The sequence below is a fragment of the Caballeronia sp. ATUFL_M2_KS44 genome (assembly GCF_023630965.1).
Classification (GTDB): Bacteria; Pseudomonadota; Gammaproteobacteria; order Burkholderiales; family Burkholderiaceae; genus Caballeronia; species Caballeronia concitans.
Map to the genome: position 1 here is coordinate 48,651 of NZ_JALQEA010000036.1, position 21,571 is coordinate 70,221.

At 63.8% G+C, this 21,571-nt stretch carries 22 protein-coding genes; 10 read left to right on the forward strand and 12 right to left on the reverse strand.

Annotated features, from left to right (window positions below; all coding sequences use genetic code 11):
• Nucleotides 1-7 precede the first annotated feature (7 nt).
• Nucleotides 8-661, reverse strand: coding sequence for a DUF1345 domain-containing protein (locus NCR39_RS15055; protein WP_250452902.1), 654 nt, complete (start codon nt 659-661; stop codon nt 8-10).
• A 241-nt stretch (nt 662-902) separates the two neighbouring features.
• On the opposite strand from NCR39_RS15055, the gene NCR39_RS15060 reads away from it, so the two are divergent.
• Together NCR39_RS15060 and NCR39_RS15065 are read left to right on the forward strand one after the other, a co-directional pair.
• Nucleotides 903-1,640 (forward strand): metallophosphoesterase, encoded by a 738-nt coding sequence (locus NCR39_RS15060; RefSeq protein ID WP_250452903.1) that lies wholly within the window; start codon nt 903-905, stop codon nt 1,638-1,640.
• Between the two features lie 103 nt (nt 1,641-1,743).
• Nucleotides 1,744-3,024: a DNA topoisomerase IB gene (locus NCR39_RS15065; protein ID WP_250452955.1), complete on the forward strand. Its 1,281-nt coding sequence runs from the start codon at nt 1,744-1,746 to the stop codon at nt 3,022-3,024.
• Between the two features lie 16 nt (nt 3,025-3,040).
• Here NCR39_RS15065 and NCR39_RS15070 read toward each other — a convergent pair whose 3' ends face one another.
• The 3 genes from NCR39_RS15070 to NCR39_RS15080 form a co-directional block, all read right to left on the reverse strand.
• The gene (locus NCR39_RS15070) at nt 3,041-3,772 is read right to left on the reverse strand and encodes an RES family NAD+ phosphorylase (RefSeq protein ID WP_284507231.1); all 732 of its coding nucleotides are present in this window, start codon (nt 3,770-3,772) and stop codon (nt 3,041-3,043) included.
• A complete protein-coding gene (locus NCR39_RS15075; RefSeq protein WP_040050270.1) occupies nt 3,763-4,200 on the reverse strand; it encodes an MbcA/ParS/Xre antitoxin family protein in 438 nt (145 codons plus the stop codon). Before NCR39_RS15075 ends, NCR39_RS15070 begins: the two co-directional genes overlap by 10 nt.
• A gap of 106 nt (nt 4,201-4,306) precedes the next feature.
• Nucleotides 4,307-4,579 carry a DUF2866 domain-containing protein gene (locus tag NCR39_RS15080; RefSeq protein WP_250452905.1) on the reverse strand — a complete coding sequence of 91 codons (273 nt, stop codon included), beginning with the start codon at nt 4,577-4,579 and terminating at the stop codon, nt 4,307-4,309.
• A gap of 290 nt (nt 4,580-4,869) precedes the next feature.
• Between NCR39_RS15080 and NCR39_RS15085 the strand changes: the two genes are divergently transcribed.
• Both NCR39_RS15085 and NCR39_RS15090 read left to right on the forward strand, forming a co-directional pair.
• Complete coding sequence (locus NCR39_RS15085; RefSeq protein WP_250452906.1) at nt 4,870-5,100, forward strand: hypothetical protein; 231 nt, start codon at nt 4,870-4,872, stop codon at nt 5,098-5,100.
• 27 nt (nt 5,101-5,127) lie between these two features.
• The gene (locus tag NCR39_RS15090; RefSeq protein ID WP_250452907.1) at nt 5,128-5,451 is read left to right on the forward strand and encodes a hypothetical protein; all 324 of its coding nucleotides are present in this window, start codon (nt 5,128-5,130) and stop codon (nt 5,449-5,451) included.
• A gap of 89 nt (nt 5,452-5,540) precedes the next feature.
• Here the strand turns inward: NCR39_RS15090 and NCR39_RS15095 are convergent, their stop codons facing one another.
• Both NCR39_RS15095 and NCR39_RS15100 read right to left on the reverse strand, forming a co-directional pair.
• On the reverse strand, nt 5,541-5,699 hold the full coding sequence (locus NCR39_RS15095) for a DUF3309 family protein (RefSeq protein ID WP_250452908.1): 159 nt from the start codon (nt 5,697-5,699) through the stop codon (nt 5,541-5,543).
• Between the two features lie 265 nt (nt 5,700-5,964).
• Complete coding sequence (locus NCR39_RS15100; RefSeq protein ID WP_250452909.1) at nt 5,965-7,551, reverse strand: inorganic phosphate transporter; 1,587 nt, start codon at nt 7,549-7,551, stop codon at nt 5,965-5,967.
• Nucleotides 7,552-7,744: 193 nt separating this feature from the next.
• On the opposite strand from NCR39_RS15100, the gene NCR39_RS15105 reads away from it, so the two are divergent.
• Entirely contained in the window at nt 7,745-8,578 is an 834-nt protein-coding gene (locus NCR39_RS15105) for a TOBE domain-containing protein (RefSeq protein ID WP_250452910.1), read from the forward strand.
• 36 nt (nt 8,579-8,614) lie between these two features.
• On the opposite strand, the gene NCR39_RS15110 is transcribed toward NCR39_RS15105, so the two are convergent.
• Nucleotides 8,615-9,301 carry a phosphatase PAP2 family protein gene (locus NCR39_RS15110; protein ID WP_502800222.1) on the reverse strand — a complete coding sequence of 229 codons (687 nt, stop codon included), beginning with the start codon at nt 9,299-9,301 and terminating at the stop codon, nt 8,615-8,617.
• Nucleotides 9,302-9,599: 298 nt separating this feature from the next.
• On the opposite strand from NCR39_RS15110, the gene NCR39_RS15115 reads away from it, so the two are divergent.
• Together NCR39_RS15115 and NCR39_RS15120 are read left to right on the forward strand one after the other, a co-directional pair.
• Entirely contained in the window at nt 9,600-10,760 is a 1,161-nt protein-coding gene (locus NCR39_RS15115; RefSeq protein ID WP_250452912.1) for an extracellular catalytic domain type 1 short-chain-length polyhydroxyalkanoate depolymerase, read from the forward strand.
• 135 nt (nt 10,761-10,895) lie between these two features.
• Nucleotides 10,896-11,069: a DUF3563 family protein gene (locus NCR39_RS15120; protein ID WP_250452913.1), complete on the forward strand. Its 174-nt coding sequence runs from the start codon at nt 10,896-10,898 to the stop codon at nt 11,067-11,069.
• A gap of 92 nt (nt 11,070-11,161) precedes the next feature.
• Here the strand turns inward: NCR39_RS15120 and NCR39_RS15125 are convergent, their stop codons facing one another.
• The 3 genes from NCR39_RS15125 to NCR39_RS15135 all read right to left on the reverse strand — a co-directional run bounded on the left by NCR39_RS15125 (nt 11,162) and on the right by NCR39_RS15135 (nt 13,469).
• A complete protein-coding gene (locus NCR39_RS15125; protein WP_250452914.1) occupies nt 11,162-11,983 on the reverse strand; it encodes a BPSS1780 family membrane protein in 822 nt (273 codons plus the stop codon).
• Between the two features lie 15 nt (nt 11,984-11,998).
• Nucleotides 11,999-12,970, reverse strand: coding sequence for a homoserine kinase (locus NCR39_RS15130; RefSeq protein WP_250452915.1), 972 nt, complete (start codon nt 12,968-12,970; stop codon nt 11,999-12,001).
• An 88-nt stretch (nt 12,971-13,058) separates the two neighbouring features.
• Nucleotides 13,059-13,469, reverse strand: a complete 411-nt coding sequence (locus NCR39_RS15135; RefSeq protein WP_040050280.1) for a hypothetical protein — start codon at nt 13,467-13,469, stop codon at nt 13,059-13,061.
• Between the two features lie 205 nt (nt 13,470-13,674).
• Between NCR39_RS15135 and NCR39_RS15140 the strand changes: the two genes are divergently transcribed.
• The gene (locus NCR39_RS15140) at nt 13,675-15,201 is read left to right on the forward strand and encodes an AMP nucleosidase (RefSeq protein ID WP_250452916.1); all 1,527 of its coding nucleotides are present in this window, start codon (nt 13,675-13,677) and stop codon (nt 15,199-15,201) included.
• A 53-nt stretch (nt 15,202-15,254) separates the two neighbouring features.
• Here the strand turns inward: NCR39_RS15140 and NCR39_RS15145 are convergent, their stop codons facing one another.
• Nucleotides 15,255-16,100 (reverse strand): hypothetical protein, encoded by an 846-nt coding sequence (locus NCR39_RS15145; protein WP_250452917.1) that lies wholly within the window; start codon nt 16,098-16,100, stop codon nt 15,255-15,257.
• A 298-nt stretch (nt 16,101-16,398) separates the two neighbouring features.
• Complete coding sequence (locus tag NCR39_RS15150) at nt 16,399-17,148, reverse strand: LOG family protein (RefSeq protein WP_250452918.1); 750 nt, start codon at nt 17,146-17,148, stop codon at nt 16,399-16,401.
• A 1-nt stretch (nt 17,149) separates the two neighbouring features.
• Here NCR39_RS15150 and polA point away from each other — a divergent pair, with 1 nt between their 5' ends.
• A complete protein-coding gene (gene polA, locus NCR39_RS15155) occupies nt 17,150-19,888 on the forward strand; it encodes a DNA polymerase I (RefSeq protein WP_250452956.1) in 2,739 nt (912 codons plus the stop codon).
• 122 nt (nt 19,889-20,010) lie between these two features.
• Complete coding sequence (locus NCR39_RS15160) at nt 20,011-21,384, forward strand: NAD(P)/FAD-dependent oxidoreductase (protein ID WP_250452919.1); 1,374 nt, start codon at nt 20,011-20,013, stop codon at nt 21,382-21,384.
• Nucleotides 21,385-21,571: the final 187 nt, after the last annotated feature.

Consider the following 21,571-nt stretch of genomic DNA (forward strand, 5'->3'; position numbering starts at 1 on the left):
AAGGACGTCAGCCGCCGACCATGCTCGCCGCGATGTTCACGGACAAGCCGAGCACGGCGAGATTGAAGAAGAACGACAGGACCGATTGCGCGAGCGCGGTGCGGCGTGCGCTCGTCGAGCAGAGCACGACATCCGAAGTCTGCGAAGCGACCGCGATGGTGAACGAGAAGTACAGGAAATCCCAATAGTCGGGTTTCAGGTGGCGGTCGGGGAATCGGAGCGCGGTATCGTTCGGAGGCGAGCGGTAGTAGTGCCGCGCGTAGTGGAGCGTGAACATCGTCGGGATGAGGAACCAGCCGCCGAGCATGGTCGCGCCGGTCAGCGCGTAATTCACGAACGCGTGCGCGCCGAGACTCTTCGCCGCCGACAATTCGACGACGATCGCCACCAGGCTCGCGATGGCCGCGAGACTCACGATCATCAGCACGGCGGCGGCGTTTTCGTCCTCGCGCTCGGCGAGCGCCTGCACGTTGCGCTGATGCGCGGTGGCCATCTGCAGCCAGATCAGCGCGAGATAGAGCCACACGGCCGAGTCCCAGCCGATCAGCGCGCGCACGGTCGGCCGGACGTGTCCCGGAATCAGCGCGGTGACGACAAAGCCGACCAGCAGGGCGATCAACGCGCGCGGACGCGTGCGCAAGACGGGCGGGAGGAAGTTCATCGTCGAGAGAGAAAGCGATGGAAGTCAGCGATTATCACTGACGCGCCTTACAGCGACATGAGAAAGCGCGCCGAGGAAAGGAGACGAGGAAGATGGCGCGGACATGGCCATCGCGCCCGCTTTCAGGCGACAATCGCAATTGGAAACCAATGCGAAACGCCCGCCGCGCTTGCCACCCAAAACGCAGCGAAAAGCGACCCAGCACGCACACCGGGCGTTGTGCCGGCGCTAAGATCGACGCATGAATGATCCTACCTATCCTGTCGTTTGCAGGCATCCCGCCAATGACATCGGCCGCGATTTCGTCGTCGGCGATTTGCACGGCTGCGTCGATGCGCTGCGCTATCTGTTGCGCGAGATCGGCTTCGACGGCTCGCGCGACCGGCTGTTCTCGGTCGGCGATTTGATCGATCGCGGCACGGATTCGCTCGCGGCGATTGAGCTCATCGACAAGCCGTGGTTCTATCCGGTGCTCGGCAACCACGAAGACTCGCTGATCGCGGTGGCGACGGGTAGCATGCGTCGTCAGGCGTGGTACGCGATCGGCGGCGCGTGGGCCGAAACGCTCGCCGACGACCATCTCCGCATGCTCGCCACGCGGCTCGCGCGCCTGCCGCTCGTGCGGATCGTCGGCGAGGGCACGCGGCGCTTCAACGTGCTGCACGCGGAGTTCTTCGGCAGCGACGCCGATCTCGACGCCGCCGAGTTTGCCGACGACACGCGCTCCCAGATGCTCTGGGGCCGCGGCTTGGCGCTCGGCAACGCGGACCCGGCGCTTCAGCGCGGCCTCTCGCCGACGTATTGCGGCCACACGCCGATGCGCGCGGTGCGTCAGATCGGCTCGCAGATTTTCATCGATACGGGCGCGTTCGCGGCGGAAGGGCGGCTCACGATCGTCGAAGCCGGCACCGACGAACGTTGGTCCGTGAAGGAGCGATGGGCGGCTTCCGAAGGCGCGCGAGAACTAGCGTTGCCGTAGGGCGGCATGGCCGTTGCTCCAACCCTCGCCATGAATCGAACGTACAAAGGCGAGGCACGCAGTGGCGACCAACGCAAGCAACGGGGCTAAAGAGACGGGCGCAATCAACGGCGCGCTAGGCGATCACGCTTCGGCCTGCCCCGAGGACCTTCCGCCAGGCCTGCGATACGTCGACGACTCGCGCCGCGGCTACACGCGCGAATGGATCGACGGCGCGTTCGTCTACTTCAACACGCAAGGCAAGCGCATCGACGATGAAGCCGAGATCAGGCGCATCAACGCGCTCGCCATTCCGCCCGCTTATATCGATGTCTGGATCTGCCCGGACTCGCGCGGCCATCTCCAGGCGACGGGCCGCGACGCGCGCGGTCGCAAGCAGTATCGCTATCACCCGCAATGGCGCGAAACCCGCGACGCCACCAAGTACGAGCGCATGCTCGCGTTCGGCGCGGTGCTGCCGAAGCTGCGCGCCCGCGTCACGCGCGATCTTGCGCTCGACGGCATGCCGCGCGACAAGGTGCTCGCCACCGTCGTGCGTCTGCTCGATACGACGCTCATTCGCGTCGGCAGCGAGGAATACGCGCGGGAGAATCGCTCGTATGGGCTGACGACGCTGCGAAAGCGCCACCTGAAGGTATCGGCGGGAACGCTGCGCTTCAAGTTTCGCGGCAAGAGCGGAATCGAGCACGACGTCTCCGTGAGCGATGCGCGCATCGCCCGGATCGTGAAGCGCTGCATGGATCTGCCGGGCCAGGATCTCTTCCAGTATCTCGACGCGGACGGCACGCGCCACGCCGTCAGTTCGTCCGATATCAACGACTATCTGCGCGAGATCACCGGCGCGGAGTTCACGGCGAAGGATTATCGGACGTGGGCGGGCAGCGTGTTCGCGCTCGCGGCGCTGCGAAAGCTCCAGTGGGAGACGGTGACGGAGGCGCGCAAGCACATCGTCGGGACGATCAAGGAAGTGTCGCAACTGCTGCGCAACACGCCTGCGGTCTGCCGCAAGTGTTATGTGCATCCGGCCGTGATCGAGGCGTTCGAGGCGGGCGAACTCGCGGAAGCGCTGCCGGCGTCGCGCCGTCACGGGCTCAAGACGGATGAAGCCGCGCTCGTCATCTTTCTCGAAAAGGATGCGAAGCGGCGTGCGCGCGAGGCGGCGCGCAAGAACCGCAAGGGCGCCGCGGCAAGCGATGCGCGGCTGACCGGCCTGCTCGCCGAGTCGAGCCGCAAGGCGCGCGCGGGCGCGTTGAAGGGCAGCGCGAAGGGCGCGGCGGCGCAGGCGATCGAAACCGTCGCGCGCAAGACCGCGCCGAAGGCGGCGCGTCCGGCGTCGAAGAAGCTGTCGCGCACGCGCACGCCGACGGCGGTCGCGATCCGATGACCGCTTATCGATCCGCTTATCCGACCTGATTCAGCTCGAACACGTAGTCGATCGCCTCGCCGTTCCAGTTGTATTCGAGATACGCGGCGTGGTGACAGTCGCGCAGCATCGTCGTGCGCAGGGCGGCGAGGCATTCGCCCTGCGGATCGCGCACCGACGGATACGCGATGCCCGGCGCGCCCGCCGCCCGTATCGCACGGCCCAGCGCCTTGCCGGGCGCGTAATCGTCGGGCGCGAGAATGCGCGGATCGAGTCCCGCCCGCGCGATGCGATCGCCGCGTAAATCGACGACTTCACCGCGCGCCATCACCGTGTAGAGACGCATCTGCTGACGCAGCGGCGCTTCCTTTGTCGCGGCGAGGAAAAGCCCGGCGTGATAGCGCGTTTCCGCAATCGCCGTCTGCCGCTCGCGGGCGCAATAAAAGACGCCGTAGCTGCCGTCGGAAAAGCGGCTGCCGCTCGGGTTCAAATGCGTGAACGCCGCCATGATCGGCCCGCAGCCGGGACCGAAGCAGCGTTCCTCGTGCGGCACGAGATCCAGTTCGCCGAGCTCGGTGCGCAGACGGTCGTTGGTCATTGCTTCGAGCGCGTAGAGCGCGTCGAAATCCTGCGGCGACGCGACGCGATCGAACAGATTCACCGCCGGAAAGCGCGTGGGAATGACGCGATACGCGGGCGACCAGTCGAGTTCGCCATGCGGCCAGCGGTCCCGCCAGTTCGGTGCAGCGTGCTTGTCGGTCACGCCCAGCCGCCTCGCATCGCGTCGAGATACTGGCGAACGGCGACGAGATCGCTGATATTGCCCGCCAGCATGCGATCGAGCGCCGGCCGTCCGCCGAAGGGCGGCGCGGCGTTGGGACGGCGGACCCAGGTATCGGCGGCGTGCGGCTCCGGCAGCAGAATCTGCAGCGCCTTGTAGATGCCGAGAATCAGCGAAAGGCGCTCGAGCGTGTCGCGCGTGAGGCGTGCGGATTCCGGCGCGTTCTTCCACTTGAAGTACGTGGAGCGGCCGGGCGAGCCGAGCAGCTTGATCTGCTCGTCGGCGGACAGCGCCCAGTCGCGGGCGATATTGATGAAGGCGCGCAGGCCGGCAGCGGACAAGTCGCCGATATCCGGCGCGGGACGCGGCGCCGGATGACCGGACGCCGCCGAAGGAGCGCGTGCGGCATGAGGCATGTCGTTAAGTCTCCAAAGGAACTCTTAACGCATGGTAGTCCAGATATGGATTTATACAAGCTAAATTTAGCGCGGGCGTTGGGCGCTGGGCGTTTTCGGCAGGCGCTCAGTCTTCGTCGTCGTGCGGACCGTAGCGGCGGCCGGGAACGTGGGATTGCAATGCATCGGCGATATCGGACGGCGAGCAATCCGCCGGAACGACGCAGCGCTGCAGGCGCGGATCGCTTTTCAGCGACCATTCGACCATCCGATACGGCTGGCCCCACGGCGGCTCGATGGGCGCGGACAGACGGCATCGGCTGAGCTTCAGGGCGGTGTGGCTGCGCATGGCTCGCGCAAGATTGGCGAACGATGGGCGCGCGGCGGTGTTGGCGGGCATGACACGTTCCTCTGTTGGCGTCCCGGCAGTCCGGATGGACGGCGCCGCGTCATAATGCGCGGCGGCCGGGTCTGATCGCGACTGGAGTGTGGCTGCGGAGAATTAAGCCGCGCTTAACCGGCTGCGAGCGATCCAGTGCGCGGCGAAATGCCGCGCCTCTCGCACACATGCCGATGCGCGCGCCGGTCAAGAGGCGCTTCGGCATTTTCGCCACGTGCCGCGCCGTTTGTTTGCCGGGAGGCCGGCTTACTGTATATTCGTACAGCTTGTCTGCAACAAGGAGCTTGCCGATGATTTCCCGCAACGATTCGCTCGAAGCCGCCGCGCTCGAACGTTTCATGCGCGCGACGCGCGCGGTCAACGCCGCGTTCGACGCCACGCGAGGCGAGCCGCATTTCGAGCATGGCGCGCGCTCGGTGGCCCGTTCGCAACAGCGCCTCGACGCGGCGCTGCGCGAACTCGAAACGTCCGAGCGCTCGCTCGACGCCATCCTCTCGCGCAGCGCGCGCCACGGTCACTAGGGGCATAAATCGATGGAGCGAAACGACTTGAAGCTCGCATTCCTGACGATGGCTTTCGTGCTGGGTTCGTCGCCGGCCGTGGCCGCGACGCATTACACGGAAGTCTGGAACCCGCCCGAAGTTCACGTGGTGAAGGGCAAGAACAAGGCGCACGGCGCAACGGCGCGGACGGCGGCGAAGAAGAAGCGCAAGAGCGCATCGGCGGTGAAGCAGGTCGCCGATAAGACCGCTATCGGTCAATCGATCGCTCAGCCGATCACGCCGCCGGAAGGCAAAGCGTCGTCGTCGAAACAGAAGGAACCCGTCATTCCCCGCAAGATCGATCCGAACGGACAGGTCATGCGCGTCTGACCGAGCCGAAAGCGAAAGAAGGCGGCACACATGAGAAAGGGGCGCTCCAATCGAGCGCCCCTTTCTTTTTGAGCGAGCGGCGAAGGCGCTTATATCCGGCCCATCAGCAACAGGACGATCACCACGACCAGCACGACGCCCAAAATCCCGCTCGGTCCATAGCCCCAGCTTCGGCTGTGCGGCCAGGACGGAATGGCGCCGATCAACAGCAAGATCAGGATGATCAACAGGATGGTTCCGATCGTCATTTGACTTCTCCTTATAAAAGACCGCGCGACCATCCGGCGCGACGTGGCCTCCCAATAAAGCCACACGTCGTAGCGAGCGGCGGGATGCCGCTGGCCGTCCAGCGTTGCGATCGACGAGAAGCAAAGAGCAGCATCCGTGCCATCGGCGGCAAGTGCCGATGCCACAAGGCGCGGCGTCGATCGGACGACGCGCGCGCCGACGCAGGCGATTGTCAAAAGGAAAGAGTTGGATGGGCGGCTTGAAAGAATTTCATCGCCGCCTTCTTCAGAAGAGTCCGCGGAAGAGCCAGAACAGCAAACCGGCGAGCGCGATGGAAACCGGCAGCGTCAGAATCCACGCCAGCGCGAGGCTGCGCACCGTGCGCCACTGAAGGCCGGAGCCGTTCGCGGCCATCGTGCCCGCGACGCCCGACGACAACACGTGCGTCGTGCTCACCGGTAGCCCGTAGGCATCGGCGGCGCCGATGGTCAGCATCGCCACGACTTCCGCCGACGCGCCTTGTCCATACGTCAAATGCGTCTTGCCGATGCGCTCGCCCACCGTCACGACGATGCGCTTCCAGCCGACCATCGTTCCCAAACCGAGCGCGACGGCCACCGCGACCTTGACCCACGTCGGGATGAACTTCGTCGCGTGATCGAGTTGATGCTTGTAGTTTTCGAGCACGGCGGCGTCGCCCGAAGAGAAGGCGGGCGCTTTCTGCTTCTCCATCAGCCGCAACGCCTCGGACGCGATGTACATCTCGTTGCGCACGTTGCGGACATTGCCTTGCGGCACGGCGGCGATGCTTTCGCTGGGGCGAATCTGCGAATCGATCGAATCGACCAGGCTCTTGAGCGATGCGACCGTGTCCGGCGCGAGCGTCTTCGTCTGAACGTAATGCTCGACGGTCGCGCGCGTGTCTTTCGCCGCCGGTGCGCTGCCGGCATAGCGCTGCAACGCCTCGGATGCGCTGTGGCTGACCGCGAGGAACGTCTGCGTTTCGCCGGGCGAAACAGCCTTGTTGAGCGCGTAGGCGGTCGGCACGGTGCCGATCAGGATCAGCATGATGAGGCCCATGCCTTTCTGGCCGTCGTTGGAGCCGTGCGCGAACGAAACGCCGGTGCACGTGAGGATCAGCAGGCCGCGAATCCAGAACGGCGGTGGCGTGTTCTTCTTCGGCTCCTGATAAAGCGCCGGCACGCGCACGACGAGCTTCAGCACATACAGCAGAAAGCCGGCGAGAACGAAGCCGATGATCGGCGAGAACAGCAGCGACTTGCCGACGGAAATCGCCTGGCTCCAGTCCACGCCCGACGTGCCGTTGGTTCCGTGCAGCATCTGGTTCATGAGGCCGACGCCGATCACCGAGCCGATGAGCGTATGCGAACTGGACGACGGCAAGCCGAGCGCCCACGTGCCGAGGTTCCAGATGATCGCCGCGATCAGCAGCGCGAAGACCATCGCGAAACCCTGCGAACTGCCGACGCCGATAATGAGTTCAACCGGCAGCAATTGCAGAATGCCGAACGCCACCGCGCCGCTGGAAATGAGCACGCCGATGAAATTCCACGCGCCCGACCAGACGACCGCGAGATTGGGCGTCAGCGAGTGCGTGTAGATGACGGTCGCGACGGCGTTGGCGGTATCGTGAAAGCCGTTGACGAACTCGAATCCCAGCGCGATCAATAGCGCGACGCCGAGCAGGATATAAGGAAACGCCGACGATTCGCGCACCGGTGCGAGGTCTTCCAGCAAATGCATGACGCAGTAGACCGCGCCCGCTCCGATCGCGAGCAGAAACACCAGAAAGGCGAGCCGCTGTCCGAGCGTGCGGCCTCCCTGCGACTGGGGAAAGACGATCTGATTCATGGCGCGTCCTGAGGGCGTGAGACGTTGCGGGATAGCCCATGTTTGCCCGCGCATGTGACGCTTTCGTGAACTCGTAAGCCTTTGTTATTTCGTATGAATCGATACGCCGATGATGTTTCTCGATCTTCTTCGCGCGTCGCGTCGATATAATCGTTGAACTGTTCGCATTTAAGATCTTTCTCACGCGCCGACGATGACCAGGACGACTTCGCCCGCTTCAAACGACCCACGCGACGCGCTCGGACTCGACGGCTCCGTGTGGCTGAAAAGCGGCGACGAAACGCTCGGCGGTGCGGCGCGCATCGCGCTTCTGGCCGCGATCCGCGAGACCGGATCGATCACGGCGGCGGCGAAGGCGGTCGGTCTCAGCTACAAGGCGGCGTGGGACGCCGTCGATACGATGAACAATCTGGCCGGCGAGCCGCTCGTGACGAGCGCAACCGGCGGGCGGGGCGGCGGCGGGACGCGGCTGACGGCATCGGCGCTGCGGATCATCGACACGTATTACGCGGTCGAGCGCGAGCATCGCAAGTTTTTGAGAAGGGTGAGCGAAGCCATTGAAGGCTTCGAGGACGATTGGCGACTAATCGGGAGATTGGGATTGAAAACGAGTGCACGCAATCAGCTAGCAGGGAAAGTCACGAAGGTCACGCGCGGCGCGGTCAACGACGAAATCGAGCTCGGCTTGCCGGGCGGTCAGACGATCGTCGCGGTCGTCACGCATGAAAGCACCGAGGCGCTCGGCCTCGCCGAAGGCGGCGACGCGTTCGCGCTCATCAAGGCGTCGTGGGTCATGCTGATGGAAGATTCGCCGGCGAAGCTGTCGGCGCGCAATCAGTTGCGCGGCACGGTTGCCAGCGTGACGCGCGGCGCGGTCAACGCCGAGGTGACGCTTTCGCTCGACGATTCCACGACCGTCACCGCGATCATCACGAATCACAGCGCCGATACGCTCGGGCTCGCGCCGGGTCAGAAAGCGGTGGCGGTGGTGAAGGCATCAAGCGTGATCATCGGCGTGAACGACTAAACGCGCTTCACTACAACGAAAAGAGCGATGGCCGCGTCAGGCCGTCGCGGTCGCGCTGACGGCTTGTACGTCCGTGCGACGCTCCAGCGTGCGATGGCTCTTCGACTTCCAGAGCGCGCGCACGTACGGGTAATGGTGGCCGGACAATCCGAGCGCGATCTCGGTGATCCAGTGTTGCGTCGGCACCGGCACGCCGTGCAGCGCCACGACGACAGCCGCCAGACTTGCCGCAACGGGCGCCGGCGAGAGCTTCCCCGGCTCCGCGCGCCACGCGATGCACACGAACGCGAGCGAAACCGCCGCGCCGAGCGCGCATCCGCTCACGACTTCCGACACCGAATGCGCGTTCACCACGACGCGCGATCCGCCCACCACGACGCCCAGCAGCAAGCCGAACAGCACGCCGCTCCCGCGAATCACGCCGCGCGCCGGCAGCAACGCGACGAACATCGCGACCGGCAGGACGGACGTCGCCATGTAGGCGTGCCCGCTGAAACCGGTGAAATCCACGTTCCGGATGCCGATTCCCCATCCGATGAACGCGATCTTGCTCAGCGCGACGAGGCAACTCCCGGCGCCGAAGAGCGCGGCCCATTCGACGGTGTACTTCCAGCGATAGCCGAGCGCGAGCCATGCGGCGGCAGCGATTGCGACGGGCAGCATGACGCCCGTGCTGCCGAGCGCGGTGATGCTCATCCAGACGGAGACGGGCAAATCGACGATCATCGAGGTGGTGGGTATGGGTGTTGCTGCACTGCGGCAGACGAACGGTTAAGCGGGCGTTGAAGCGCCACAGTATACCGGGTCGGAAGAGGACGAAAGTTTGGTTGGCTGGTGGTCGCTGTCTTCCAACATCGGCATATAAAATCAGATAACGGCGCGCAACGTCAGGCTTTGGCGTAATTGAAAGCATGACGAAAAGCAGCGGATCCGGCGGATAAGTGTTATTGTGCAATGCACAATGCGACGGACAAATTGTCGCGAGCACAACCCGATCAAATGTTTTGGAGAATCCAGCCGAATGTCGAAAAGCCTTACCAAACTCTGGTTGCGCGGCTTGAGACGCCTGGTCGCTGGCCAAGTGGAACCGACGCGCATTCCGAAGCCGCGCCCGGCGGCGAAGCCGGTGCGCGCGAAGACCGTCAAATCGAAGCTCAAGCCGGGCGCGTCCGCAAAGCCCGCGGTTTCACCACGCCCTTCGGTTCGCCCCGAGATGCGCGAGTCGCGCGTCCGGCCGCGCGCATCGGCGTGGGCGCGCGGCAAGTGGAATCGCTCGTATCATTCGGCGCCGCCGACCGCCGGCCGCTTCGTCAATCATCTTTCCTACGCGCTTTACATGCCGCCGAAAACGGGGCTCGGGCGCATGCCGCTCGTCGTGATGCTGCACGGCTGCAAGCAGACCGCCGACGAGTTCGCGCAAGGCACGCGGATGAACCTGCTCGCCGACAAATACGGCTTCGCGGTGCTTTATCCCGAACAGTCGAAGCATGATCATCCGCACCGCTGCTGGCATTGGTATGACGATTCCACCGGCGCGGGCGGCGGCGAAGCGGCGGCGATCGTGTCGCTCATCAAGGCGGTCATCGCCGAGCACGATTTCGACGCGGAGCGCGTGTATCTCGCGGGCATGTCGGCGGGAGCGGGGCTGTCGGCGCTGCTCGCGGTGCGCTATCCGCAGCTTTTCGCGGCGGTCGGCTTTCATTCGGGCGTCGTGTTCGGGGAAGCGACGTCCGCGATCGGCGCGATGGACGTCATGCGGCGCGGCAGCCGCAGCAATCCGGTCGCGCTCATCGACGCAGCCGTCGACGTTCGCGATTATCCGGGCATGCCCGCGATCATCGTTCATGGCGAGTTGGATTCGGTCGTCACCGCGCAGAACGCGGAACAACTCACGCAGCAGTTCTTGCGGTTGAACGGATTCATCGACGCTGCCGGCGACCGTCGTGCAGGCGAAGTGCGAGAGGAAACCGCCTCCGACGGTGTCGTGCGCGACTATGTCAAAAACGGGCGGCGCGTGGTGAAGACATCGATCGTGCGCGGACTGGGCCACTCGTGGGCCGGCGGCGACGACACCGTGGCGTTCCACTCATCGAAAGGACCGGATTCGGCTGCCGTGATGTGGGAATTTTTCAAGCATCAGCGCCGTTCCAGCGAGGCGGCGCGCGCCGCGCACGTCGCGTGAATCGGGCGATTGTTTCGGATGTTGCAAAAACGTCTTTAGGATCAAAGTTCTAGCGCAAAAGGCTGGCGTCGGATCAGGGATTACCCTATAATCACGCTTATAGGTAGTTACCCCAGTATTCCAGCGAGGCCAACCATGTTCCTGCTTTCCCGTTTCTTCCTTTTCCTGACCAAGTCCGCTGAACAGCGCGATCGTGAACGTGACGACGAATATCTCGCCGAAGCCACCGACATTTACGATCTCGAATATCGCATGAAGAAGCTGGACCAGCGTGCGGTGGCGCGTCATCCGTCGTGGATGTCGAACTAAGCTGTAACGCGCGTAGTTCCAGGCGCATATGAAAATGCCGGCCCGTGAGGCCGGCATTTTTCGTTGCTGCGTTCGATAGTCCCGCGCCAGCTTTATGCGCCCGACGTGTCCGACGCGTTCGGCAAATCCGGCGTATCCGGCGACTGCACGCCGAAGCAGCCGCGATACGTCGCGTAAAACGAGCAATACAGCGCGGTCGTCACGAGAATGGAAGCCGGCATCAGCACGGCGAACGCCATATCCTGGCCGACGCCGATTGCCTGCATCAGCGCGGTCAGTCCGAACGACACCGCGAGCGCCACCGCGATCCACAGCACGCCGTACAAAATGAACGCGCCGCGATTGCGCCAGCACGACACGAGGCTGAAGAACAGCGCTTTCGCCGTCGTGACTTCGTGCCAGGCGACGAGGATCGGCGCGAACCAGAACAGCATGGCGACGGGCAGATAACACGCCATCGCGACGAGCACGGCCAGCGGGTTGAAGCTCGCCGCGACCGTTTCAGGATCGCCGGAAGGGCCGTTGCCCATCATCAGGTTGAGCAGCGTGCCGCCATCGACGAGGGCGGAAATGCCGAAAATCACGCCCATCGCGACGATATACAGCGCGCCGAGCACCAGCAGCCGGCGCGCGACCGCGCTGCCGTAGGAGCGAAAGCCATCGACGAGGATGGTCGGCCAGACCGGCTTGCCCGCGATGGTGTTGCGGCACGCCGCCATGAAGCCGACCGCGATGCCCGGAATGAACAATAGCGGCAGCAACGGACCGATGAGCGGCACGCGAGAGATCAGCGTCATCACGAAGAGATACGCGAAAAACACCGTGAGGAACGCGAACGGGTTGCGGCGGAACAGCCAGATGCCCTGGCGGAACCACACATAGCCTGTCTTGGCGGAAACTTCGATCAGTCGCATGTAGGGGTGGCCAGGTTACCGTTGGGCGGAAGAAGAAGCCGCGTTGACGCGTTCGCGCAGAATGCGTTCGAAATGGCCGGGATCGTGCGCTTTCAGCATTTGCGCCTCGCGCGGGCGATGGAAGTCGTACAGCCGCGACACCCAGAAGCGCATGGCGCCGGCGCGCAGCATGTCGTTCCAGTGGCGGTCTTCGGCGGGCGTGAACGGGCGCACCGTCTGATACGCGCGCAGCATTGCGTCGACGCGCGCGGGGTCGAGCGCACCGGTTTCCACGTCGATGCACCAGTCGTTCACCGTCACGGCGACATCGAAGAGCCACTTGTCGACGCCCGCGAAGTAGAAATCGAAGAAGCCGCCGAGCCGCGCATGCTCGCGGCCGTGCGCGAACAGCACGTTGTCGCGGAACAGATCACAGTGGCACGGACCGTCGGGCAGCTCGGCGTAATCGGCCGAACCAAAGAACGCCGTCTGATGGGCGAGTTCGGCTTCGATCAACGCGCGCTGGCTATCGCTCAGGAAGTCGATGATGGCCGGCACGTTCTCCTGCCACCACGCAAGACTGCGCAGATTCGGCTGGCGCCGCGCGAAATCGCGCCCCGCGAGATGCATGCGCGCGAGCATCTGCCCGACTTCGACGCAGTGCGCGGGCGTCGGCGCGAGTTCCGGCGCGCCTTCCAGTTTCGTGACGATGGCCGCCGGCTTGCCCTTGAGCATGCCGAAGAGCGAGCCGTCGCGGCGCGGCATCGGGTCCGGCACCGGCACGCGATGCGACGCGAGATGCCGCATCAGATCGAGATAGAACGGAAGCTGCGTCGCCGTGAGATTTTCGAAGATCGTCAGCACGTACTGGCCGTGCGTCGTCGTGAGAAAGAAGTTGCTGTTCTCGATGCCCGACTGGATGCCGCGAAATTCGACGACATCGCCGAGATCGTAGTGTTGCAGCCAGTCGCCGAGTTCGGCGTCAGTGACGGGGGTGAATACGGCCATGCGGGAAACGTCGGTCAGATGGGAGCCCTCGCGGGCCGAATGACGAAGCCCGCTTTTTGCAAGCGGGCTCGAAGCTATCTTACTGAAGTCAATAACGCAGATTGACGGACGGCAGACGCGTGCTCGCCTTGCCGTTGTCGCGCACTTGCGGCGACGTATCCGCAGGCGAGCTCATCTGATACCGCGTGCCGAAATTCGAATGGACGTTGATTTCGACGGGCTTGCCCTTGTCGCGATACTCGGTGATTTCCGTGCCGTTCGAGCTCAGTTCGTGGAAGCTCGGCTTGCGCGGCGGCGAGATTTCCACTTTCGAACTGACGTTGGCGGGCGGGCGATTGATGGCCTTGAGATCGGGCAGGCCCGCGGCCTCTTCCGGCGACATGGCTTGCTGCGTTGCCGGTCCCGCTGCCGGCTGGGCGGCGTTGGACGTCGATTGCGCGAAAGCGCCAACGCTTGCGGCGGCGAGTACTGCCGCAGCGGCAGAAAGAAGGGACTTCATGGTGGTTCTCCAGGCGATGGCCGGATTCTAGCAAACCCTAACTGAAGCGCGGCAATGCCTTATTTTGCGCTGGTTTCGCGGCTTTCGGCGTCGCGGACAAAAAGTTGTTGCCGGAGGCACGCACGCGATCAGGGGCTTCATGGTTCTCGCATTCTTCCGTGTTAATGTGGTTCATGAAGAGGGCAACGAAGACACGCACAAGATCATGACAAACGACCGCACTCAAAGCACCCAGCACACGCCCGCGAGCGACTTTCCGACCGAATCCTTCGACGATCCCGTCGCCGCCGTCTCGCGCGTTTCCGCGATCTACGAAGCCAACACCGCCTTCCTGCGCGATGCCTTCGCGCGATACCGGCGCAACGAGCAGTTCACGCATCGCGTGCGCGCGTGCTATCCGTTCGTGCGTGTGCGGACCGAACTGAACACGCAGATCGATTCGCGGCGCTCGTATGGCTTCGTCGCCGGGCCGGGCATCTTCGAGACGACGCTCACGCGCCCCGATCTTTTCGGCGACTACTATCGCGAGCAATTGCGGTTGCTCGCGAAGAATCATCACGTGGGCATCGAGGTCGGCGTATCGGCGCAACCCGTTCCGATTCATTTCGCGTTCGCCGAAGGCATTCATCTCGAGGGCGATCTCGACCGCGATCGTCTGCTCGCGATGCGCAATGTCTTCGATACGCCGGATCTCGCGCTGCTCGATGACCGCATCGTGAACGGCACGTATGAGCCGGCGGCGGGCGAGCCGCATCCGCTCGCGCTTTTCACGGCGGCGCGCGTGGATTTCTCGCTGCATCGGCTGCGCCATTACACGGCGACGTCGCCGACGCATTTTCAGAACTACGTGCTGTACACGAACTACCAGTTTTATATCGACGAGTTCGTGAAGCTCGGCCGCACGATGATGTCGCGCGCCGACGACGAAGAAACGCGCGCGTATCGCAGCGAGTATTCGTCGTTCGTCGAACCGGGCGATGTCGTCACGTACAACGCCAATCTCGGCGAGCAGCCGGAGGAAGGCACCGCGCCCGCGCGTCTGCCGCAGATGCCCGCGTATCACCTGAAGCGCGCGGACGGCAGCGGCATCACGATGGTGAACATCGGCGTGGGGCCGTCGAACGCGAAGACGATCACGGATCACATCGCGGTGCTGCGTCCGCACGCGTGGATCATGCTCGGGCACTGCGCGGGTCTGCGCAACACGCAGCGTCTTGGCGACTACGTGCTCGCGCATGGTTATGTGCGCGAGGATCACGTGCTCGATGCCGACTTGCCGCTGTGGGTGCCGATTCCTGCGCTTGCTGAAGTGCAGGTGGCGCTGGAGAAAGCGGTGGCGCAGGTCACGCAGCTCGAAGGCGTGGAACTGAAGCGCGTGATGCGCACGGGCACGGTGGCGAGCGTCGATAACCGCAACTGGGAACTGCGCGATCATCGCGAGCCGGTGCAGCGGCTGTCGCAAAGCCGCGCGATTGCGCTCGATATGGAAAGCGCGACGATCGCCGCGAACGGCTTTCGCTTTCGTGTGCCGTACGGGACGTTGCTATGCGTGTCGGATAAACCGCTGCACGGCGAGCTGAAGCTGCCGGGGATGGCGGATCAGTTTTATCGCGCGCAGGTGGATCAGCATTTGCAGATCGGCGTGAAGGCGATGGAACTGCTGCGCATGAACGGGTTGTCGAAGCTGCATTCGCGGAAGTTGCGGAGCTTCGCGGAGGTGGCGTTTCAGTAGGGCGATTCGGCGATGCGGCGATGGGGCGGTGGTCAGGCCGCCCCGTCTTCGAATTACTGCTGCGGACGCGGCGCTGCCATCAGCCGCGTGTAGTTCATCCAGCCGGTGGCGGGGGCTTCGGTCTCATGCGAAGGCGCACAGCCCGTCTGTTGATCCATCTCGGCCGGGGTGCAGAACGCACCTTCATAAGTCACGCGAACCCAAGGCGTATTCGTCCCTGATGACTCGGTCACGTTGCGAATGGTCGACGTATCCACGCTGACCTTCGAATCCTTCGGCACGATCAGCACGGCCGAGCAAGTCGAACCGGGGCAAGAGCGCAGATTCATGTCGATACCGCCAAGCCACATGTCGATGATGCCGCGATCGCTGGAAGCAACAGGAATGGACGCCGGCTCGACAGGCTGGCTCGGTGCCACGGCCGGCGCGCGCGCGACGCTCAGCCTGCTGATTCTGTTCAGATCGTCGTTGCTGATGCGGCGGACGAAGCCGAGCGTGTCTTGCTGGCCGTCGCTCCCGGTCATCGTCAGGTTGTAGGCGGTGTGATCCGCGTTCCACTTCTTGCGAAGCGTGAGAATCTCTTCCTTGCCATTGACGACCGTGTTGACGTTCACCGTTTCCTCGCTGGGGTCGACGTCACCCAAGGTAACGGCCAACGGAGTGTCGCCCTGCAGGATCTGCAAGCGGTTGTCGGCGTATTGAATCGTCGTGAGTCCCGCAACGGACGACGAACTCCAGACGCCCGAAATTTCCTTCAGAAGAGCCACTTTGGCGTCCTGGACGGTGGCGCTCGATGAGACGGCCGACGAGTTGTTGGCCTTGTCGCAGCCAGCGAGCAGCGAGGCGGCCATTGCCGCCGCGACGGCCAGACGTAGTGTTCGATTCAACGCTTTGTTCATGCTTGATCCAGGCTTGCCACTGAGGGCAATGACGGCGGCTCTTCGATTCGGACGCCATCTCGAAGAACCGGGATTAACGAAGGAAGCTGGGGAATCGACGCGGACTGCCGCTCATGCGGTCCGAGCGCGCGTTCCGTTGCGGCGCCAGCGCGCAAGCTGAGGCAGCCGGCGCGGGCGCGAGCATAACGTTCGGAACACTACGATTTATGGAAATCTGTCGAGCCGCGGCAAAGCATTGCCGGGATAGGAGGGAAAGGGAAGAGCCAGGCGCGGCCCTTCCCGCAGTGAACCTGCCGCTTTACAGATAGAACATCCGATCCTCATCCGACTTGCCTTCAGCCGGCGGCTCGGTCGCTTCCTCGCGATCTTCATAGAACCGCAGCACGGCGTCGAGCACCTGATCCGGATCGTCGATGACCTGCATCAGATCCAGATCCTTCTCGCTGATCACGCCATTGGTCAGCAGCGTTTTCTTGAACCAGTCGAGCAGGCCCGCCCAGAACTCGGCGCCGACCAGCACGATCGGCACATGACGCGACTTCTTGGTCTGAATGAGCGTGAGCACTTCGGCGAGTTCATCGAGCGTGCCGAAACCGCCGGGCATCACCACGACGGCATCCGAGTTCTTGACGAACGTGACCTTGCGCGTGAAGAAGTGCCGGAAGCGCAGCGAGATGTCCTGCCACTGATTGCCCGACTGCTCGTGCGGCAATTCGATGTTCAAGCCGACCGACGGCGACTTGCCCGCGTGCGCGCCTTTGTTGGCCGCTTCCATGATGCCTGGACCGCCGCCCGAGATGACGGCGAAGCCCGCATCGGAAAATTTTTGCGCGATTTCGATGGTGCGCTGATAGTACGGCGACTCCGGTTTCAGACGCGCCGAACCATAGATGCTGATGGCAGGGCGGATCTCCGAGAGGTACTCGGTCGCCTCGATAAACTCTGCCATAATCGTGAACATCTGCCACGACGCGCGAGCCTTCTTGGCCGTCGCGCGCTCTTGATCTGCGAGCGATCGCAGACTCGGAATCACTTTTCTCTTGTTCATAATGCCTGAAGAACTCAGTCTTGAAGGTAAGACCCTGCTATTGGTCGACGGTTCTAGCTACTTGTACCGGGCCTACCATGCGATGCCTGACCTGCGTGGTCCCGACGGCGGTCCCACCGGCGCACTGTATGGGATGGTGAACATGCTGCGGCGCTTGCGGCGCGAAATCAATGCAGAGTATAGCGCGTGCATCTTCGACGCCAAGGGCAAGACGTTCCGCGACGACTGGTACGCGGACTACAAAGCCAACCGTCCTTCGATGCCCGACGATCTCTCGAAGCAGATCGAGCCCATTCACGTCGCGGTGCGCGCGCTCGGCTGGCCGCTCGTGATGATCGAAGGCGTCGAAGCCGACGATGTCATCGGCACGCTCGCCGTGCAGGCCGAGAAACGCGGCATGAAGGTTGTCGTGTCGACGGGCGACAAGGATCTGGCTCAGCTCGTGACGGATCATGTCACCCTCATCAATACGATGACCAACGAAACGCTCGATCGCGCGGGCGTCGTGAACAAGTTCGGCGTGCCTCCGGAGCGCATCGTCGACTATCTGTCGCTCATCGGCGATACCGTCGACAACGTGCCCGGCGTCGAAAAGTGCGGCCCTAAAACTGCGCTCAAATGGCTTACGGCATACGAAACGCTCGATGGCATCGTCGCACACGCAAGCGAGATCAAAGGTGCGGTAGGAGACAATCTGCGCAAGGCTCTCGACTTCCTGCCGATGGCCCGCAAGCTCGTCACCGTGCACACCGAATGCGATCTCGCTTCGCAGATCGCGTCGATCGAAGAGACGCTCGAAAGCCGGCCTGAATCGCGCGACGAGTTGCGCGACGTGTTCCTGCGCCACGGCTTCAAGACATGGCTGCGCGAGATCGAAATCGCGGATGCGGTCGAAGGTCCGACCGACACGCCGCCCGCGGAAGTCACGGAGATCGTGCATCACTACGAGACCGTGCAGACGTGGGAACAGTTCGATGCATGGCTCGCGCGCATCGATCACGCGGAGATCACGTCGTTCGATACCGAGACTACGTCGCTCGATCCGATGGTCGCGCAGATCGTCGGGCTTTCGGTGTCGATCGAAGCGGGGCACGCCGCGTACATTCCGGTCGCGCATCGCGGGCCGGATGCGCCCGTGCAGTTGCCGCGCGATGAAGTGCTCGCGAAGCTCAAGCCCTGGCTCGAAGATGCGTCGAAGAAGAAGGTCGGGCAGCATCTCAAGTACGACGAGCAGGTGCTCGCGAATTACGGCATCGCGTTGCGCGGCGTCGAACACGACACGCTGCTGCAATCGTACGTGCTGGAATCGCATCGGCCGCACGACATGGACAACCTCGCGCTGCGGCATCTCGGCGTGAAAACCATCAAGTACGAAGACGTCGCGGGCAAGGGCGCATCGCAGATCGGTTTCGACGAAGTGGCGCTCGACAAGGCCGCCGAATACGCTGCCGAAGACGCGGACATCACGTTGCGTCTGCATCAGGCGCTCTATCCGCAAGTCGCGGAAGAAGAGGGTTTGCTGCGCGTGTATCGCGACATCGAGATGCCGACGTCGCGCGTGCTGCGCAAGATCGAACGCAATGGCGTGCTGATCGATCGCGAAAAGCTGGATGCGCAGAGCAACGAAATCGCGAAGCGGCTGATCGACTTGCAGGCGCAAGCGTATGAACTCGCGGGCGGCGAGTTCAATCTCGGATCGCCGAAGCAGATCGGGCAGATCTTCTTCGAGAAGCTCGAGTTGCCCGTGGTGAAGAAGACGCCGAGCGGCGCGCCTTCCACCGACGAAGAAGTGCTGCAAAAGCTGGCCGAAGATTATCCGTTGCCGAAGGTGCTGCTCGAACATCGCGCGCTGTCCAAGCTCAAATCGACGTACACGGACAAGCTGCCGCGCATGGTCAACGCATCGACGGGGCGCGTGCACACGAACTATGCGCAGGCCGTCGCGGTGACGGGGCGGCTGTCGTCGAACGAGCCGAATTTGCAGAACATCCCGGTGCGTACCGGCGAAGGACGGCGCATTCGCGAGGCGTTCATCGCGCCGCCGGGCTGCAAGATCGTTTCCGCCGATTACTCGCAAATCGAGTTGCGCATCATGGCGCATATTTCCGGCGATGAATCGCTCATGCGCGCGTTCAAGCAGGGCGAAGACGTGCATCGCGCGACGGCGTCCGAAGTGTTCAGCGTCACGCCGCTCGAAGTCGACAACGATCAGCGGCGCATCGCGAAGGTCATCAACTTCGGACTGATCTACGGCATGAGTTCGTTCGGACTCGCGTCGAATCTCGGCATCACGCGCGATGCCGCGAAGCTCTATATCGACCGCTATTTCGCGCGTTATCCGGGCGTCGCCGCGTACATGGACACGACGCGCACGACCGCGAAAATGAACGGCTTCGTGGAAACCGTGTTCGGCCGGCGTCTGTGGCTGCCCGAAATCAACGGCGGCAGCGGCCCGCGCCGTCAGGCGGCCGAGCGCGCGGCCATCAATGCGCCGATGCAGGGGACCGCGGCCGATCTCATCAAGATGTCGATGATCGCGGTGCAGGACTGGATCGAAGGCGCGGGCATGCGCACGAAGATGATCATGCAGGTCCACGACGAACTCGTGCTCGAAGTGCCGGAAGACGAGTTGCCGGCCGTGAGAAAGCGCCTGCCGGAACTGATGTGCGGCGTCGCGGCGCTGAAGGTGCCGCTCGTCGCGGAAGTAGGCGTCGGCAACAACTGGGAGGAAGCGCACTGACCGGCCGAAGCACGCATATGGCCGGCATGTGACGGCGGCGCTTGTCGATGCGCCGCCTGCTCGCGCACAATGAATCAAAGCGCTACGACGCCCCGGATTTCAAAAGCCATAGGGAGAGCTCCATGCATCGCTTCATCATCGTCGGCGGAGGGGCCGGCGGTCTCGAACTCGCGACGCGTCTCGGCGACCGCTTCGGCTCGTCGTCTGCGAAGCCGGACGCGAAAGCGCCGCGCGCGCAGATCACGCTCGTCGACCGCAATCCGACGCACATCTGGAAGCCGCTGTTGCACGAAGTCGCGGCAGGCAGCATGGACCCCTTCACGCAGGAACTCGAATATGCGGCGCAGGCGCTGTGGCACGGCTTCGAGTTTCAGCAGGGCGAACTGATCGGGCTGAACCGCGCGCAAAGGCGCATCACGATCGGCGCGCTGCGCGACGACGAAGCGGGCGAATTGCTGCCCGAGCGCGAGCTGGAATACGACACGCTCGTGCTGGCAATCGGCAGCACCACGCATTTCTTCGGCGTGGAAGGCGCGCAGGAATATTCCATCGCGCTCGATACCGTCGGTCAGGCCGAGCTTTTTCGCAAGCGGCTGATCGCGGCGTGCATGCGCGCCGAGCATTTCGCGCCGGAGCCGGTGGCGGCGGGCATCGAAGAAAGCGCGCCGCCGACGCTTGCAGAAGCCGCGCCGCGCATTCAGGTGGCGATCGTCGGTGCGGGCGCGACGGGTGTCGAATTGTCGGCGGAACTGCGCAACACCGCGCAAGTGCTGTCCGCTTACGGGTTGCACAAGCTGGACCCGAAGCATGACATCGGCATCGTGCTGATCGAAGCGGGGCCGCGCATTCTGCCCGCGCTGAAGGAAAGCGTGTCGAGCGCCACGGCCGAATTGCTGACGAAGCTCGGCGTCAAGCTGATGACCGGCGAAACGGTCGCGCAAGTCAGCCGCGATTCCATTCGCACGGCGAGCGGCAAAATCATTCGCGCCGATCTGACGGTCTGGGCGGCGGGCATCAAGGCGCCGGCGGTGCTGTCGCAACTCGACGGCTTGCCGACCAATCGCCTCGGCCAGTTGATCGTGCGGCGCACGCTGCAAACGGAAATCGACGATAACGTCTTCGCCCTGGGCGATTGCGCCGCCTGCCCGTGGCCCGGCACCGAGCGCAACGTGCCGCCGCGCGCGCAGGCGGCGCATCAGCAGGCGAGCTTTCTGTTCGCGGCGTTCAATCGGCGCATGGAAGGCAAGCCGCTGCCGGAATACACGTATCGCGATTTCGGCTCGCTCGTGTCGCTCGGGCGTTATAGCGCGGTCGGCAATCTGATGGGCGGGCTGATCGGCGGCAACATGCTGATCGAAGGACTGTTCGCGCGCTTCATGTACATGTCGCTTTACCGGCTGCATGTCGCGGCGCTGCACGGCTACGCGCGCATGGTGCTCGATACCGTCGCGCACTGGCTGCGCCGGTCCACCGCGCCGCGCGTGAAGCTGCACTGACCGACGCTATCGCGCGGCAAAGCTGTTTAGAATGAGCGGCGCGCCGATGTCCCGGCGCGCCCGGGCATGCGGCCTTTCGCCCGGAACGGTCGTCCAGCGCCGCGCCGGGCCGCTTCTGGCTCAGAGCGCGGTTTCCGGTTCAGCGCCATCGGCGGGACGTGGCTCTTTATAGCCGACGCCTGCATCG

Bases quoted from the DNA above. Each gene is read 5' to 3' on its own strand.
- NCR39_RS15055 (WP_250452902.1), bottom strand. From the start codon at position 661: ATGAACTTCCTCCCGCCCGTCTTGCGCACGCGTCCGCGCGCGTTGATC.
- NCR39_RS15060 (WP_250452903.1), top strand. From the start codon at position 903: ATGAATGATCCTACCTATCCTGTCGTTTGCAGGCATCCCGCCAATGAC.
- NCR39_RS15075 (WP_040050270.1), bottom strand. From the start codon at position 4,200: ATGCCTCATGCCGCACGCGCTCCTTCGGCGGCGTCCGGTCATCCGGCG.
- NCR39_RS15080 (WP_250452905.1), bottom strand. From the start codon at position 4,579: ATGCCCGCCAACACCGCCGCGCGCCCATCGTTCGCCAATCTTGCGCGA.
- NCR39_RS15085 (WP_250452906.1), top strand. From the start codon at position 4,870: ATGATTTCCCGCAACGATTCGCTCGAAGCCGCCGCGCTCGAACGTTTC.
- NCR39_RS15095 (WP_250452908.1), bottom strand. From the start codon at position 5,699: ATGACGATCGGAACCATCCTGTTGATCATCCTGATCTTGCTGTTGATC.
- NCR39_RS15100 (WP_250452909.1), bottom strand. From the start codon at position 7,551: ATGAATCAGATCGTCTTTCCCCAGTCGCAGGGAGGCCGCACGCTCGGA.
- NCR39_RS15105 (WP_250452910.1), top strand. From the start codon at position 7,745: ATGACCAGGACGACTTCGCCCGCTTCAAACGACCCACGCGACGCGCTC.
- NCR39_RS15115 (WP_250452912.1), top strand. From the start codon at position 9,600: ATGTCGAAAAGCCTTACCAAACTCTGGTTGCGCGGCTTGAGACGCCTG.
- NCR39_RS15120 (WP_250452913.1), top strand. From the start codon at position 10,896: ATGTTCCTGCTTTCCCGTTTCTTCCTTTTCCTGACCAAGTCCGCTGAA.
- NCR39_RS15125 (WP_250452914.1), bottom strand. From the start codon at position 11,983: ATGCGACTGATCGAAGTTTCCGCCAAGACAGGCTATGTGTGGTTCCGC.
- NCR39_RS15130 (WP_250452915.1), bottom strand. From the start codon at position 12,970: ATGGCCGTATTCACCCCCGTCACTGACGCCGAACTCGGCGACTGGCTG.
- NCR39_RS15135 (WP_040050280.1), bottom strand. From the start codon at position 13,469: ATGAAGTCCCTTCTTTCTGCCGCTGCGGCAGTACTCGCCGCCGCAAGC.
- NCR39_RS15140 (WP_250452916.1), top strand. From the start codon at position 13,675: ATGACAAACGACCGCACTCAAAGCACCCAGCACACGCCCGCGAGCGAC.
- NCR39_RS15145 (WP_250452917.1), bottom strand. From the start codon at position 16,100: ATGAACAAAGCGTTGAATCGAACACTACGTCTGGCCGTCGCGGCGGCA.
- NCR39_RS15150 (WP_250452918.1), bottom strand. From the start codon at position 17,148: ATGAACAAGAGAAAAGTGATTCCGAGTCTGCGATCGCTCGCAGATCAA.
- polA (WP_250452956.1), top strand. From the start codon at position 17,150: ATGCCTGAAGAACTCAGTCTTGAAGGTAAGACCCTGCTATTGGTCGAC.
- NCR39_RS15160 (WP_250452919.1), top strand. From the start codon at position 20,011: ATGCATCGCTTCATCATCGTCGGCGGAGGGGCCGGCGGTCTCGAACTC.